Source organism: Microbacterium foliorum, from assembly GCF_003367705.1.
Taxonomy (GTDB): Bacteria; Actinomycetota; Actinomycetes; order Actinomycetales; family Microbacteriaceae; genus Microbacterium; species Microbacterium foliorum.
The window spans coordinates 2607622-2621694 of the sequence record NZ_CP031425.1; the positions used below are offsets into that span (position 1 = coordinate 2607622).

The window sequence follows — 14073 nt, forward strand, 5'->3', positions numbered from 1 at the left end:
CGACGTACCGCATCCGCTGCAGGGAGGACCGACCGCATGGCGCACAAGCCCGATGCGATCACCCGCTGGTGGCGGTCGATCAGCCTGCGCGCCAAGGTCACCGGCGTCACCGTCGCGGTGCTCGCACTGGGGCTGTTGGCTGCGGGCATCGGCACCGTCCCCATCCTGCGCAACTCCCTGGTCGACAACATCGACGCGCAGCTGCCCGCGCTCGTGTCGGCCGATCTCGCGAACCGCTACTTCGAGGTCTCCGTCGAAGACGGCAAGACCGTCTACACGCCCAGCGATTCGCCCCGCGACTTCTTCGTCGCGATCTACGACGCCGAGGGCGTGCTGCAGACCACGACGGGAAGCTCCAGTTCCGCGAACGGCGCTCCGCTGTTCCCGTCGTCGTACTCCCCCCTCGATGTGCAGGCGAACGAGGACACGCGCTTCACACTCGAGGGCACGAAGGGCGCGAGCTACCGCGCCGCCGTGGCCCGTGTACCCGGTGAGGGCGACGGATCGCTGAGGATCCAGATCGTCGCCATGCCGCTCGAATACGCCGACCGCATCATCGGCCAGTACTTCGGCATCTACATCACTGTCGCGTTCGTGACGATCTTCCTCGCCGCGCTGCTCACCCGGGGGCTGGTGACTCTGACCTTCCGTCGCCTCGGCCAGGTGGAATCCACGGCTATGTCGATCGCCGCCGGAGACTTCAGCCAGCGCCTCACCGACCTCGAGCCCACGACCGAGGTCGGGCGTCTGAACAGCGCGATCAACACCATGCTCGACCGGGTCGACGGGTCGCTCGCGCAGCGCGACCGCACGGTACGGCATATGCGCCGCTTCATCGGCGACGCCAGCCACGAGCTGCGCACGCCGCTGGTGAGCGTGCGCGGCTACGCCGAGCTGTACCGGATGGGGGCGATCACCGGCGAAGAGGACACCGCGCGAGCGATGGAGCGGATCGAGAAGGAAGCGATCCGGATGGGTGTGCTCGTCGAGGATCTCCTCGCTCTCGCGCGCCTCGACGAGGAGCGCGAACCCGAGATCGAACCGCTCGACCTCCGCCCGATCGCCCGTGACGCCGCCCTCGATCTGCGGGCCGCCGCGCCGGCCCGCACCGTCACGGTCGTGGACCGGACCGTCGAGGCGCCGTTGATCGATCTGACCACGCGCTCCACCCCCGTGACGGCCCCGCCCGCGCCCGCGCCGCGCGGGCTCTCCCGCGGCACGCTCGCCCGGCTGCGCCGACGCCCGCGCGCGGCGAGCGTCGAGGTGCCCGGGATCGACTTCACCGAGGCGGCGGACATCCCCGTCCGGACGCCCCCGATCGTTCTCGGCGAGGAGAACAAGGTCCGTCAGGTGATCACCAATCTGCTCGGGAACGCGCGTCGCTTCTCGCCGGAGGAGAGCCCGATCGAGCTGATCGTCGATGCCGACCGCGTGCGCGGCACCGGCAGCATCTCGATCGTCGACCACGGCGAGGGCATCCCCCCGCAGATCCGCGAGCAGATCTTCGAGCGGTTCTGGCGCGCTGACACGTCGCGGGCACGGGAGACCGGCGGCTCGGGCCTCGGGCTCGCCATCGTCTCGTCGATCGTCAAGGCGCTGCACGGCAGCGTGACGGTGTCGGAGACGCCAGGGGGCGGTGCGACGTTCACCGTCACCCTGCCGCTCGCCCCCTCCCGCGCCACCCCCGCTCATCTGCTGGAGGACACTCAGCCTCTTGAGCCGCTCGACCTCTGAGCCGCTCCTCCGCACGTTCTCACGCGTTCTCCGACTGCTCCTGCGCGATGCGCGCGCTCCTGCACGGGGAGGCGCTCCTGCACGGGGAGGCGCTCCGCCTCGTTCTGCACAGCCGCCGGGCGCGACTCCGTGCGGGCCTGCGGCCGATCCGCGAACCCTTCTATCGTCGGAGACCCAACGAGAAGGAGTTCCCATGTCCGTCTTCACCGTCGACACCGAAGCAGTGGGTGCGGCCCAGAGTGCCGCCCTCGCCACCATGCAGCGGGTGCAGAGCGAGTCCGCCGTGCTGATGTCCCAGCTCACCCAGCTGCAGAGCAGCTGGGTCGGCACCGCGTCGTCCGCCTTCCAGTCCTGCGCCGACCAATGGCGGGGAGCGCAGCTGCACGTCGAGCAGGCACTCGAATCGATCGGGCATTCGCTCGGCAGCGCGGCCGCACAGTACGCCGATGCCGACCAGTACTCGGCCAGCCTGTTCCGCTGAGCTCCTTCGAGCGGCTGCGGCGAATCATGCCCCCGCCACGCAGAGACGCCCCGACCATGCGGTCGGGGCGTCTCTGTCACTGCGGATGGATCAGAAGTCCATGCCACCCGACGGGTCACCCATGGGAGCGGGGGACTTCTCGGGCTTGTCGGCCACGACGACCTCGGTGGTGAGGAAGAGGGCCGCGATCGATGCCGCGTTCTGCAGCGCCGAACGGGTCACCTTGGCGGGGTCGATGATGCCGGCTGCGAACAGGTCGACGTACTCACCGGTCGCGGCGTTCAGGCCGAAGCCCGCCTCGAGCTCGGAGACCTTGTTCGCGACGACACCGGGCTCGAGGCCCGCGTTCATCGCGATCTGCTTCAGCGGAGCCTCGATCGCGACGCGAACGATGTTCGCACCGGTCGCCTCGTCGCCCGAGAGCGACAGACCTGCGAGCGCCTTGGTGCCCGACTGGATCAGCGCGACGCCACCACCGGGGACGATGCCCTCTTCGACGGCTGCCTTCGCGTTGCGGACCGCGTCTTCGATGCGGTGCTTGCGCTCCTTGAGCTCGACCTCGGTCGCGGCTCCGGCCTTGATGACGGCGACGCCACCGGCGAGCTTCGCGAGGCGCTCCTGCAGCTTCTCACGGTCGTAGTCGCTGTCGGTGTTGTCGATCTCGCGACGGATCTGCGTGACGCGACCCTCGATCTGGTCTGCCTCTCCGGCACCCTCGACGATGGTGGTCTCGTCCTTGGTGACGATGACCTTGCGCGCACGACCCAGCAGATCGAGCGTGGCGTTCTCGAGCTTGAGGCCGACCTCTTCGGTGATGACCTGCGCACCGGTGAGGATCGCGATGTCCTGCAGCTGCGCCTTGCGACGGTCGCCGAAGCCGGGAGCCTTGACGGCGACCGACTTGAAGATGCCCTTGAGCTTGTTCAGGACGAGGGTGGCCAGAGCCTCTCCCTCGACGTCCTCGGCGATGATGACGAGCTCCTTGCCGTCCTGGATCACCTTGTCGACGATGGGCAGAAGGTCCTTGATGTTCGAGATCTTCTGGTTCGCGATGAGGATGTAGGCGTCTTCGAAGACAGCCTCCTGGCGCTCCGGGTCCGTCACGAAGTACGGGTTCAGGTAGCCCTTGTCGAAGCGCATGCCCTCGGTGAGCTCGAGCTCGGTGCCGAAGGTCTGCGACTCCTCGACGGTGACGACACCCTCCTTGCCGACCTTGTCGATCGCCTCGGCGATGAGCTCGCCGATGGCGGGGTCAGCGGCGGAGATCGACGCGGTGGCGGCGATCTGCTCCTTGGAGTCGATCTCCTTCGCGCTGGCGAGGAGCTCCTCGGTGATCGCGGCGACGGCCTTCTCGATTCCGCGCTTGAGCGAGATCGGGTCGGCGCCGGCGGCGACGTTGCGCAGGCCCTCGCGGACGAGCGCCTGGGCGAGGACGGTCGCGGTGGTGGTTCCGTCACCCGCGACGTCGTCGGTCTTCTTGGCGACCTCCTTGACGAGCTCCGCACCGATCTTCTCGTACGGGTCGTCGAGCTCGATCTCCTTGGCGATGGAGACGCCGTCGTTGGTGATCGTGGGGGCGCCCCACTTCTTCTCGAGGACGACGTTGCGACCGCGCGGGCCGAGGGTCACCTTGACCGCGTCGGCGAGGATGTTGAGGCCGCGCTCGAGGCCGCGGCGGGCCTCCTCATCGAAAGCAATGATCTTTGCCATGAGTTTTTTCGTCCCTCCTGGACGTAGACGTTGGGTTTTAGCACTCAGAGTGAGAGAGTGCTAACGCCATTCTGGCACTCGACCCCATCGAGTGCAAGCCGCGTGGAGAGACGGAACCGAGGTCTACGGAGCGGGCGTCGCGGGCGCCGCCGAGGAACGGTCCACCCCGATGACGACCGTGAGCTGGGATCCGCCCGTGTCGTTGAGATCCGCATAGAAGTCGCTCTGCTCGACGGCCGCTCCGCCGATGAGGTTCGCGAGCCCGATGGCGGCGAGTTCGTCGCCGTCGGCGACGTAGTAGACGGTGGTCGTCGCGAAGTCCTGGCTCGCACTGTCGGTCGCGAACACGATGTCGGCCGACCAGCCGTTGGTGATCAGCAGCTCGCGCATCTGATCGTCGAGGCCGTCGTCGGGCGAGGCGTTGAGGATCATGACGGAGTAGGCGACATCGACCACGCCGGTCTCGGCGGGCGTGGGGGTGGACGTCGGCACGGCCTCGGGGAAGAGGTCGATGCGCCCCATCACCACGAGCGATCCGAAGATACCGCCGATGATGAGAACGAGAGCAGCCACGAAGGACCACAGCAGGACGACCCAGCCGTTCATCCCCGGGGCTTCGGCGCGATGCGCTCCGACGCGTCCGGACGAGCGGGGGACGTCGTCGAATCGATCTCGCGAGGGCTTTGACACCCCTCGATGCTAACGGCACTCGCGCGCGACGCCGCATCGTGGCGCCGCGACACGGAGATCCGCAGCGGTCAGCCGACGAACCCGGGCGCCCTGGTCGCGCGTCGGAAGGAGCGCGAGTCGCGAATCCTCCGCAGACGACGCACGAGCATCGGATCGTACTCCAGGGCCGCTTCCGAGTCGATCAGCCGACCGAGGAGCTGGTAGTACCGTGCCGCGCTCATGCCCAGCTGGGTGCGGATCGTCTCCTCTTTCGCGCCGCCGTGACGCGGCCACGCGGTCTCCAGCGCGAGGATCGCGCGATCCCGCTCACTCAGCTCTCCCAGCATGGGACCAGATTAGGTCGCTGCGGCGCTCCCGCCGGCACGCCACTCCCACCATCGCCCGAGCGGATCGGCCGAGGCGCGGACCCGACCGTCGAGCGCGACGACGAATCCGGGCCAGTCCGCCGCGTCCACGGCGGGCTCCCACACGTCGAGCAGACCGGGCGGGTCGATCGTGATCCAGCGCGCCTCCAGAGCGCGGATGCGCGCGACCAGGGCCGTCCGCGCCTCGCGCGGGATGTGCACCAGAACGCCGGGGGTGGTGACGACCAGGGTGGCGTCGCGCGGTGCGTCCGCGGCGAGCGCGTCTATGCGCGCGGCCGCATCGCCCGCGACGAGGAGCGGCGGATCGGCGGCCGCGATGTCCAGCGCGGCGTCCACCCGCTCGGCCCTGCCCTGCTCCCCCGGCCACACGAGCCCCTGCAGCCAGCGGCGATCGAGGTCCTCTCGGGCGTCGAGAGGGGCGAGGTCGATGCCGGCACGCCAGACGATGTCGGGCATCGCCAGCGCAGGGAGCACGCCGTCGACGGTGCTCTGCAGCACGACCGTCGACGGGCCGTCCTCGGGATCCAGCGCAGCGCGCAGGCCTCCCTGCGAGTCGACCACGCGGTACGAATAGCGGTCGGGGTACAGGCAGAGCCCGGCCGATGCGCCCACCTCGAGGAGGGCGATCGGCCCCTCGACCTCGGTGAGCACCGGGAGCAGCGGCGCGAGACGCAGTGGTTCGTTGGTCTGCAGCCGACGTGCCGTGCACTCGGCGACGACGGCGTCGGCGTGCGCGATCACGAAGTCGCGCCACGCCTCGGCGCCCACCAGGCCGCTGCCGAGCATCCTGGTCACCGCGAACACCAGCGGCGGCTGCCGGCGGTTCTCCGGGATGCGCGCGAGGATCGCCGCGAGCCCGGCATCCGCCGCGACGCCTCGTGCCCATTCGCCGTACAGCTCACTGCGTCCCGGCGCCTCCTGCTCGGCGAAGCGCGCGTAGCGCAGCTGCACGGCATCCGTCATGTTCCCATTCTCGCGTGGAGCCAGGGGGTGCGGAACACGAGAGAATGGAGCAGACCCCAGGAGGACCGATGTCGTACAGCGTGGACAAGACAGAAGAAGAGTGGCGCACCGAGCTCGGCGAGGAGCAGTATGCCGTGCTGCGCCAGGCCGCGACCGAGCGGGCATGGACCGGCGAGCTGCTCGATGAGGGCCGCGCCGGCCTCTACACGTGCGGCGCGTGCAACGCCGAGCTGTTCAAGAGCGGAACCAAGTTCGACTCCGGATGCGGATGGCCGAGCTTCTACGAGTCGATCCGCCCCGATGCGGTGGAGCTCATCGAGGACACCACTCTGGGCATGGTGCGCACGGAGGTGCGCTGTGCGAACTGCGGCTCGCACCTCGGGCATGTGTTCCCCGACGGCTTCGGCACCCCGACCGGCGACCGCTACTGCATGAACTCGATCGCCCTGAACTTCACTCCCGACGCCTCGTGAGCGCGCTCGACGCCGTCCGCGCCCGGCAGTCCTGGTCGAAGGTCACCGACCAGGCTCCGTCGCGCGACGAGCTGCTGCGGCTCGTCTCGGCCGCCGGTCGCGTCGCCGACCACTCCTCGCTGCGTCCATGGCGGCTCATCGAGCTGCGCGGCGCAGACCGCGAGACGCTCGGCGCGGCGATCTCGAAGGCCGAGGGCGACAGGTCGCCGTCGTCGAAGCCGCTCCGCGCACCGCTGCTGATCGCCGTGGTGGCCAGCTACCGCAAGAGCGAGAAGGTGCCGCGGTGGGAGCAGGAGGCCGTCGCTTCGGGTGTGGCGCACATGCTGAGTCTGCTGCTCGACGAGGCCGGGTACGGGGTGCTCTGGCGCACCGGCCACTACACGCGGTCCAAGGCGGTCGCGAAGGCCCACGGGGTGGGCAAGAACGAGGAGCTCCTCGGCTGGCTGTACGTGGGCGGCAAGCCCGAGGGCAAGAAGCCCGGCCGCCGCAAACCCGTCGATGCGCGTGCTCTCGTGACGCGCATGCCCAAGAGCACGAAGAAAGAGAAGAGCACGAAGAAAGAGAAGAGCGCCACGAAGTAGCTCAGCGCCGTCGTCGTCGCGGCAGCGCAGCCACGACCGATGCCACGGCGACGACGACCATGGCGACGAGCTGCCAGAGCGCGGGGCCCGCTGCCGCCGGCCAGACCAGGTCGATGACCACCGATGTCGTGAGCTGACCGAGCACCGACCCGAGCCCCATCAGCAGAACCCCCGTGTGCGCGACGATGAAGGCGCCCAGCAGGATGTACGCCGAACCGAGGAATCCTCCCAGGTACAGCCACGGCTCCGCGGGCGGTGGGGCCGGCATCCCGCGGAGTGCGACGCTGATCCCCGCGGCGACGAGCAGGGCGATCGTGCCCGCGATGAAGCTCATCAGCGTCGCGGCGACGGGCGACTGCGCCCGCTGCGCGAGTCGGCCGTTGGTCGCGGCCTGCCAGGCGATGCCCACTCCCGCGGCGAAGGGCAGCAGGAGCATCCACAGCGGCGCCGTGGCGAGCACGTCGCCGCTCAGCGAGATGCCGACGGCGGCGAGCGCGAGCAGTCCGCCGACCACGCGCCCCGGCGTGACGGCGACGACGCCCGCGGGGCCGAAGCCGATGCGATCCAGCACGAGGCCGTGCAGCGTCTGGCCCGCGACCACGCCGACCGTGAACAGGGAGACCCCGAGCACGCCGGCGGTGATCCCCTGGGTCGACACGGTCAACGCTCCGCACGCCCCGCCGAGGAGCATCCAGAACGGGATCGTGCGATCGCGGACACCGACGCGCAGACGTCCCACTCCCCGGCGTGCGCCGGGGATGCAGAGGATCACGACGATCAGGGCGGCGAGGCCGACGGCGAAGGAGATGAGCCCTGCCACGACGCCGTTCTCGACACGAAGCCCCAGCACGCCGTTGATCCGCGCCTGGACGGCCGTCATGATGCCGATCGCCACCGCTCCGCCGAGGGCGACGGGCGCAGGGAGTCGGCGGGTCGGAGTCACCCGTCGACCCTAGTAGAGGGCAGACGGGCGCAACGGATGCGCGACGCGGATGTCTGTGCCCGGGCGTACCCTGGCGGCATGTGCGCGAGTTATGGACTGGATCCGCGATTCACCGACACCGAGCTGCTGGCCGCCGCCGATGAGGCTGTGCTCGACGGACTCCGCGGGTGGGCGGAGGAGAACGATCGCGAGACGGTGCGCCCGACCGGCAGGAACCTGCGCAATCTGAATCCGATCGTCGTGCCGTCAGAGGGTGCGCCCACTCTCGAACCGGGCTGGTGGGGGTTCCTCGTCGGCGGCGAGCCGTCGAAGTTCCCCTCCATCAACACCCGGTCGGAGCGACTGAGGGAGCGTCCGGGAGGGCTGCGGAATCGCGCCCTGGTGCCCGCGACCAGCTGGTACGAGATGAAGAAGCCCGAGCGGGTGTGGCACGAGTTCGGGCTCGACGACGGCGTGCTCTTCGGCATGGCGGCGGTGACTCAGCAGGGGCGCACGGCCGACGACCGATCCTTCACCTGCTACTCGATCGTGATGCGCCCCGCTCCCGATCATCTGGCCGATGTCCACGACCGGATGCCGGTGCTGATCCCCGCGTCGCTGAGCGGCGACTGGCTCACCGCTGAGCCGAGCAGCGAGATCCTGGAAGAGGCGCTGCTCGCCGCAGCCGCCCTCGACGATCGCGTGCGGGTCGCTCCCCGCCGCGACGACAAGGGCACGGATCGGCTGTTCTGAACCATGGACGCCGCTCAGCTGACCGCCATCGCCACGGCCCGGGCCGACGAAATGCCCGGTTCCGCGCGCGAGAACCCGTTCGGCCCCGAATGGGACGTCTACAAGGTGCGCGGGAGGGTCTTCCTGCTGGCGCCCGTCGACGGCACAGGCCGGGTCACGCTCAAGTCCCACCCCGAAGACGCCATCGCTCTGCGAGAGTCTTTCGCCGACATCGTCCCCGGGTACCACATGAACAAGAAGCACTGGATCACGCTGGTGGCCGGTGGCGGCTCGCTCGAGGAGGAACTGGTGCGAGAGCTCGTCACGGAGTCGTACCTACTGGTGGTCGAGAAGCTGCCGAAGGCTCAGCGTCCGGTCGATCCGCAGCTCTTCGGCAGACCCGCACCCTGACGGCCGCATCCCCCGTGAGGATGACGCGTCTGCAGCGGATCGGTACCCGGGGAGGACGCGCACCCCCTGTCGCGCTCGGTAGCGTCGACGACATGATCACAGCAGATGGCCTCACGAAGAGATTCGGAGACAAGACCGCCGTCCAGGACGTGTCGTTCACGGTGCAGCCGGGAACGGTCACCGGGTTCCTCGGTCCGAACGGCGCCGGCAAGTCCACGACGATGCGGTTGATCGTCGGCCTCGACCGGCCGACCTCCGGCACAGCGACCGTCGCAGGACGCGAGTACCGCAAGCTGCGGGCTCCGCTCACCGAGGTGGGCGTGCTGCTCGACGCGAAGGCCGTGCACACCGGCCGCAGTGCCCGCGACCATCTGCGGGCGATGGCGGCCACCCACGGCATCCCTGCCTCCCGGGTCGACGAGGTCATCGACCTCGCCGGCATCGCTTCGGTCTCCCGCAAGCGCGCAGGCAAGTTCTCGCTCGGCATGGGACAGCGGCTCGGGATCGCCTCGGCGCTGCTCGGCGATCCGCACACGCTCATCCTCGACGAGCCGGTGAACGGTCTCGATCCCGAAGGTGTGCGCTGGGTGCGCCAGTTCGTGCGCCACGCGGCATCGGAAGGACGCACGGTGCTGCTCTCCAGCCATCTGATGAGCGAGATGGCGCAGACCGCCGATCACGTGATCGTGATGGGCCGGGGCAAGGTCCTCGCCGATGCGCCGCTCGAGGAGCTGGTGCGCGCCTGGACGACCAACACGGTGCGGGTCCGCACCCCCCGCGCCACCGATCTGGCAGCGGCCGTCGGCGGCCCGTCGGTCGAGATCGTGAGCGCCGCTCCCGACGTGCTCGACATCGTCGGTCTGCCCGCCGCACGGATCGGCGATCTCGCGGCGGAACGCGGCATCCCCCTGCACGAACTCACCCCGACCACGGGCTCGCTCGAAGACGCCTACCTCGCCCTCACCGGCGAATCGGTCGAGTACCGCACCAAGGAGATCTCATGACCGTTCAGGCAGCCCCGCCCGTCACCCGGCGCGTCGAGTCCGCACACCGCCTCACGTTCGTGCGGGCGATCCGCGGCGAGTGGATAAAGCTGTCCACGCTCCGCTCCACCTGGTGGTCGATCGGCATCGCGGCCCTGCTCACGGTCGGCATCGCCGTGCTCATCGCGCAGGCGATCGACGTGCCGGGATTCGAGCCGATCCAGGCCGTCGTCATGCCGATCCAGTTCACGATGCTGCTCGCCGGCATCCTCGGCGCGATCTCGGTGACCGGGGAGTACTCGACCGGCATGATCCGGTCGACCCTGGCCGCGAACCCGAAGCGCGGATCGATGCTGGCCGCCAAGGCCGTCGTCGTCGGCGTGTTCATGTTCGTGTCGTCGCTGGTGATCTTCGCCGCCGCCGCGGCCGCGGTCTCGGTCGTCGTCGCGTCTCGCGATCAGAGCATCGACTGGTCCGACCCCGCAGCATCGATCCTGCCCATCGTCGTCTCCTCGTTGGCCATGTCGGTGTTCGCACTGATCGGCGTCGCGTTCGGCTTCCTCCTGCGTTCGGGCGCCGGTGCGATCGCCGCCACCGTCGGAGTGCTGTTCGTGCTGCCGATCGTCGCGAGCTTGTTCGCCGTGGCCGGCGAGGCCTGGGCGTGGGTGACGGATGCCTCGAACTACCTGCCGGTAGCAGCCGCGCAGAGCGCCATCCTGCCGGAGAACGCCGCCCTCGAAGGCCCGGTCGCGTATCTGACGCTGGCCGCATGGGTCGTCGCGGGGATGCTCGCCGCCTGGACCGTGCTGCGCACCCGCGACGCGTGACCCGTCACCCCGAGCCGCACCCGCGTAGAGTCGCCCGGTGAGCAGACCGCGCAGCCGCAGCACCTCGGTCCGTGAGGACGAGGCGCTGCGGCTGCCGCGTCCTCCGGGGGTGATGCGGCGATTCTGGGCACGGCATCCGGTGGTCGCCGACGTTCTGGTCGTCATCGTCTGCGCCCTGCTCTCCATCGTCCCGGTCGGCGTCATCACCCGCGACCTGCCGGTACCGCTCGCTGTCGGCGTCTCGATCGCGGTGCCCGTCGGGGTCTTCGCCGTCTGCGCGACGCTGCTCTGGCGCCGGCGTCGACCGTGGGTGCCGTTCGTGGCGACATTCGTGCTCGACGCGGCGTTCCTCTTCGCCCTGCAGCCGATCGGGTCGCCGCTGCTGCTCGTCACCAGCTACTCGCTCGCGGTGTACCGGTCATCGAAGGCGGCGTGGGTCGGCCTCGGACTCGGACTCGCGTCGCTCGCCGCCGTCTCCGGCGTGCTCCTGCTCACGGGTGTGATCACACTGCAGATCGCGATGAACACCCTCGTGGGGTCTCTCGTGCTCGGCCTGATCGGCACGCTGATCGGCGTCAACGTCGGCGGTCGCCAGCGCTATCTCGCCGCGGTGATCGACCGCTCCCGTCAGCTGCTCGTGGAACGCGACCAGCAGGCCCAACTGGCCGCGGCGGACGAGCGCGCACGCATCGCCCGAGAGATGCACGACATCGTCTCGCATTCGCTCACCGTGATCGTCGCCCTGTCCGAGGGCGCGGCGGCGACTCCCGATGCGGCGCAGGCCAAGGCCGCGGCGTCCGCGTCGGCGGAGACGGCCAGGAGCGCCCTCACCGAGATGCGCGCCATGCTCGGCGTCCTGCGCGCCGACGACTCCCCGCTGCCGCTCGCGCCGCTCGCGCCGACACCGCCCCAGGACACCGTGGCCCAGGCGCAGCGCGCCGGCTACCCGGTGACGCTCTCGGTCAGCGGCGGCGCCGAGCTCCCTCCGGCGGTCGCCCACGCGGTCGGCCGCATCGTGCAGGAGGGCGTCACGAACGCCATGCGACACGCGCCGGGTGCGACATCGATCTCGGTGCGCCTGACCCACGCGCCCGGGAGCGTGACGGTCGAGATCGTCAACGACGGTGTGACCGCGGCGGTCGACTCCTCCGTCCGCCCCTCCGGCTTCGGGCTGCGCGGGCTCGCCGAGCGCACCGCGCACGCGGGAGGAGAGATCACCTCACAGCCGGCAGGTGGGGGCCGATGGGCCCTCCGCGCCGAACTCCCCGTGCACTCCCCCGACCCCGTCGCACTCGACCCGAAGGACCTGCCATGACCCCTCCGATCTCGATCCTCCTGGTCGATGACCAGCAGCTGATCAGACTGGGCTTCCGCATGGTGCTCGACGCCGAGGAGGATCTGATCGTGGTCGGCGAGGCCGCAGACGGCCATGCCGCGATCGCGCAGGCGGCGGCGCTCCGCCCCGACATCGTGCTGATGGACATCCGCATGCCGGGGCTCGACGGCATCGCCGCGACCGAGGCGATCGTGCGCGAGCATCCCGACACCCGCGTCCTCGTGCTCACCACCTTCGATCTCGACGAATACGCGTTCGGCGCGATCCGCGCCGGTGCGAGCGGATTCCTGCTGAAGGATGCGCAGCGCCACGAGATGATCGCCGCCGTCCGCGCCGTGCACCGCGGCGATGCCGTGCTCGCACCGCGGGTGACCCGGATGCTGCTGCAGCACGTCGCGCCGACCCTGGGGGCGTCCGAGACCGTGCCCTCGTCGACCGCCACGCCCTCGACGACCGCCACGCCCTCGTCGACCGCATCACGCGACGAGGCTCTGTCCGAGCTCACCGACCGCGAGCGCGACGTGTTCCTCGAGATCGCGCGGGGTCTCACCAACCTGGAGATCGCCCAGACTCTGTACGTCAGCGAGTCGACGGTGAAGACCCACGTGGGCCGGATCCTCGCGAAGCTCGACGCGCGCGACCGCATCCACCTGGTGATACTCGCCCACCGCCTCGGCCTCACCGACGACGACGCCCCGCCTTCCGATTGAGCATCGGGAGGCAGGGCGTCGGAGCCGCCCGTCGTCGCGGGCAGGCAGGCGGATGTCAGGAGGCGGTCGGCGTCAGTGGGCGGTCGGTGTCCAGGACGAGACCCGATCGAGGTCTGCGACCTCGTCGTTGGTCAGCTCGAGTCGCGCGCCGGCGAGCAGGTCGGGCACCTGCTCGACGGTGCGCGCACTGGCGATGGGCGCCACCACTGTCGGCTGGGCCCGAAGCCAGGCCAGCGCGGTCGCGGCGATCGATGCGTCGTGGGCGGCACCGATCTCTTCGAGAGCGTCGATGACCTTCAGACCCGCCTCGGTCGCGTACTTCGCGGCGCCGGATGCCCGCGGCGAGGTCTGCCCTTCGGGGTCGGCGGACCGGTACTTGCCCGTCAGGAAGCCGCTCGCCAGCGAGTAATACGGCACGAGGCCGAGGCCGAACTCCTGGGCCACCGGGATGATCGTCTCCTCGACATCGTTGCGGTGCACGAGGTTGTAGTGCGGCTGCACGGCGACGGGCAGGGCGACGCCCGTCCGGCGCGCGATGTCGACCCACTCGCGGATGCGCTCGGCGCTGTAGTTCGAGACGGCGACATTGCGCACGAGGCCGTCGGCGACCAACTGTCCGAAGGCGCCGACGGTCTCTTCCAGCGGAACCGTCTCGTCGTCGTAGTGGGCGTAGTAGAGGTCGATCGTGTCGACGCCGAGACGCCCGAGCGAGGCCTCCGCGGCTCTGCGCACGTTCGCGGCACCGAGGCCGGTGAACTCCGGGTGCTGGCTCACCTTGGTGGCGACGACCACGCCCTCGGGCTTGCGCGACGCCAGCCACTCGCCGATGATCGTCTCGCTCTCGCCGCCCGCGTTGCCGGGCACCCAGGCGCTGTACACGTCGGCGGTGTCGATGAAGTCGCCGCCCCCGGCCACGAACGCATCAAGCACCGCGAACGAGGCGTCACGGTCGGCGGTCCAGCCGAACACGTTGCCGCCGAGCGAGAGGGGGAAGACGTCGAGGTCACTGTTTCCGATACGGGTCATATTCGGGACAACCCGCGCGCTGCGCGCAGTATTTCCCGAACGCTCCCCGGAGTTGGTGCCGACTACAGGACTCGAACCTGCAACCCCCGTTTGAAAGATCGCCTGTCCATGCCTGTACTTTCATGGACT

At 69.8% G+C, this 14073-nt stretch carries 16 protein-coding genes; 10 read left to right on the plus strand and 6 right to left on the minus strand.

The window, feature by feature from the left end; genetic code table 11:
- Window positions 1-36 precede the first annotated feature (36 nt).
- The gene (locus DXT68_RS12315) at window positions 37-1734 is read left to right on the plus strand and encodes a sensor histidine kinase (RefSeq protein ID WP_045254336.1); all 1698 of its coding nucleotides are present in this window, start codon (window positions 37-39) and stop codon (window positions 1732-1734) included.
- A gap of 193 nt (window positions 1735-1927) precedes the next feature.
- On the plus strand, window positions 1928-2215 hold the full coding sequence (locus DXT68_RS12320; protein ID WP_045254335.1) for a WXG100 family type VII secretion target: 288 nt from the start codon (window positions 1928-1930) through the stop codon (window positions 2213-2215).
- A 90-nt stretch (window positions 2216-2305) separates the two neighbouring features.
- Here DXT68_RS12320 and groL read toward each other — a convergent pair whose 3' ends face one another.
- The 4 genes from groL to DXT68_RS12340 form a co-directional block, all read right to left on the minus strand.
- Window positions 2306-3925, minus strand: coding sequence for a chaperonin GroEL (gene groL / locus DXT68_RS12325; protein WP_045254334.1), 1620 nt, complete (start codon window positions 3923-3925; stop codon window positions 2306-2308).
- Between the two features lie 123 nt (window positions 3926-4048).
- Window positions 4049-4615, minus strand: a complete 567-nt coding sequence (locus DXT68_RS12330; RefSeq protein ID WP_230111236.1) for a LytR C-terminal domain-containing protein — start codon at window positions 4613-4615, stop codon at window positions 4049-4051.
- Between the two features lie 68 nt (window positions 4616-4683).
- Entirely contained in the window at window positions 4684-4941 is a 258-nt protein-coding gene (locus DXT68_RS12335) for a DUF3263 domain-containing protein (protein WP_045254332.1), read from the minus strand.
- Window positions 4942-4950: 9 nt separating this feature from the next.
- The gene (locus DXT68_RS12340) at window positions 4951-5943 is read right to left on the minus strand and encodes a DUF2332 domain-containing protein (protein WP_045254331.1); all 993 of its coding nucleotides are present in this window, start codon (window positions 5941-5943) and stop codon (window positions 4951-4953) included.
- Between the two features lie 68 nt (window positions 5944-6011).
- On the opposite strand from DXT68_RS12340, the gene msrB reads away from it, so the two are divergent.
- Together msrB and DXT68_RS12350 are read left to right on the plus strand one after the other, a co-directional pair.
- Entirely contained in the window at window positions 6012-6416 is a 405-nt protein-coding gene (gene msrB, locus DXT68_RS12345; protein ID WP_045254330.1) for a peptide-methionine (R)-S-oxide reductase MsrB, read from the plus strand.
- A complete protein-coding gene (locus DXT68_RS12350) occupies window positions 6413-6997 on the plus strand; it encodes a nitroreductase family protein (RefSeq protein ID WP_045254329.1) in 585 nt (194 codons plus the stop codon). Before msrB ends, DXT68_RS12350 begins: the two co-directional genes overlap by 4 nt.
- Window position 6998: 1 nt before the next feature.
- Here DXT68_RS12350 and DXT68_RS12355 read toward each other — a convergent pair whose 3' ends face one another.
- Window positions 6999-7940, minus strand: coding sequence for a DMT family transporter (locus DXT68_RS12355; RefSeq protein WP_045254328.1), 942 nt, complete (start codon window positions 7938-7940; stop codon window positions 6999-7001).
- 78 nt (window positions 7941-8018) lie between these two features.
- Here DXT68_RS12355 and DXT68_RS12360 point away from each other — a divergent pair, with 78 nt between their 5' ends.
- The 6 genes from DXT68_RS12360 (at window position 8019) to DXT68_RS12385 (ending at window position 12918) form a co-directional block, all read left to right on the plus strand.
- Window positions 8019-8672: an SOS response-associated peptidase family protein gene (locus tag DXT68_RS12360; RefSeq protein ID WP_045254327.1), complete on the plus strand. Its 654-nt coding sequence runs from the start codon at window positions 8019-8021 to the stop codon at window positions 8670-8672.
- Window positions 8673-8675: 3 nt separating this feature from the next.
- The gene (locus tag DXT68_RS12365) at window positions 8676-9062 is read left to right on the plus strand and encodes an MmcQ/YjbR family DNA-binding protein (protein WP_045254326.1); all 387 of its coding nucleotides are present in this window, start codon (window positions 8676-8678) and stop codon (window positions 9060-9062) included.
- Window positions 9063-9154: 92 nt separating this feature from the next.
- Window positions 9155-10066 carry an ABC transporter ATP-binding protein gene (locus DXT68_RS12370; RefSeq protein ID WP_045254358.1) on the plus strand — a complete coding sequence of 304 codons (912 nt, stop codon included), beginning with the start codon at window positions 9155-9157 and terminating at the stop codon, window positions 10064-10066.
- The gene (locus DXT68_RS12375; RefSeq protein WP_045254325.1) at window positions 10063-10872 is read left to right on the plus strand and encodes an ABC-2 transporter permease; all 810 of its coding nucleotides are present in this window, start codon (window positions 10063-10065) and stop codon (window positions 10870-10872) included. The genes DXT68_RS12370 and DXT68_RS12375 overlap by 4 nt, the downstream gene beginning before the upstream one ends.
- A 37-nt stretch (window positions 10873-10909) precedes the next feature.
- Window positions 10910-12187: a sensor histidine kinase gene (locus DXT68_RS12380; protein WP_052677736.1), complete on the plus strand. Its 1278-nt coding sequence runs from the start codon at window positions 10910-10912 to the stop codon at window positions 12185-12187.
- A complete protein-coding gene (locus DXT68_RS12385) occupies window positions 12184-12918 on the plus strand; it encodes a response regulator transcription factor (RefSeq protein ID WP_045254324.1) in 735 nt (244 codons plus the stop codon). Before DXT68_RS12380 ends, DXT68_RS12385 begins: the two co-directional genes overlap by 4 nt.
- 72 nt (window positions 12919-12990) lie before the next feature.
- On the opposite strand, the gene DXT68_RS12390 is transcribed toward DXT68_RS12385, so the two are convergent.
- Window positions 12991-13944 (minus strand): aldo/keto reductase, encoded by a 954-nt coding sequence (locus tag DXT68_RS12390; RefSeq protein WP_045254323.1) that lies wholly within the window; start codon window positions 13942-13944, stop codon window positions 12991-12993.
- Window positions 13945-14073 lie beyond the last annotated feature (129 nt).

Excerpts from the sequence above, each read along its gene's own strand:
- DXT68_RS12335 (WP_045254332.1), bottom strand. The coding sequence starts at position 4,941 with ATGCTGGGAGAGCTGAGTGAGCGGGATCGCGCGATCCTCGCGCTGGAG.
- DXT68_RS12360 (WP_045254327.1), top strand. The coding sequence starts at position 8,019 with ATGTGCGCGAGTTATGGACTGGATCCGCGATTCACCGACACCGAGCTG.
- DXT68_RS12370 (WP_045254358.1), top strand. The coding sequence starts at position 9,155 with ATGATCACAGCAGATGGCCTCACGAAGAGATTCGGAGACAAGACCGCC.
- DXT68_RS12390 (WP_045254323.1), bottom strand. The coding sequence starts at position 13,944 with ATGACCCGTATCGGAAACAGTGACCTCGACGTCTTCCCCCTCTCGCTC.
- DXT68_RS12340 (WP_045254331.1), bottom strand. The coding sequence starts at position 5,943 with ATGACGGATGCCGTGCAGCTGCGCTACGCGCGCTTCGCCGAGCAGGAG.
- DXT68_RS12385 (WP_045254324.1), top strand. The coding sequence starts at position 12,184 with ATGACCCCTCCGATCTCGATCCTCCTGGTCGATGACCAGCAGCTGATC.
- msrB (WP_045254330.1), top strand. The coding sequence starts at position 6,012 with ATGTCGTACAGCGTGGACAAGACAGAAGAAGAGTGGCGCACCGAGCTC.
- DXT68_RS12320 (WP_045254335.1), top strand. The coding sequence starts at position 1,928 with ATGTCCGTCTTCACCGTCGACACCGAAGCAGTGGGTGCGGCCCAGAGT.
- groL (WP_045254334.1), bottom strand. The coding sequence starts at position 3,925 with ATGGCAAAGATCATTGCTTTCGATGAGGAGGCCCGCCGCGGCCTCGAG.
- DXT68_RS12375 (WP_045254325.1), top strand. The coding sequence starts at position 10,063 with ATGACCGTTCAGGCAGCCCCGCCCGTCACCCGGCGCGTCGAGTCCGCA.
- DXT68_RS12365 (WP_045254326.1), top strand. The coding sequence starts at position 8,676 with ATGGACGCCGCTCAGCTGACCGCCATCGCCACGGCCCGGGCCGACGAA.
- DXT68_RS12315 (WP_045254336.1), top strand. The coding sequence starts at position 37 with ATGGCGCACAAGCCCGATGCGATCACCCGCTGGTGGCGGTCGATCAGC.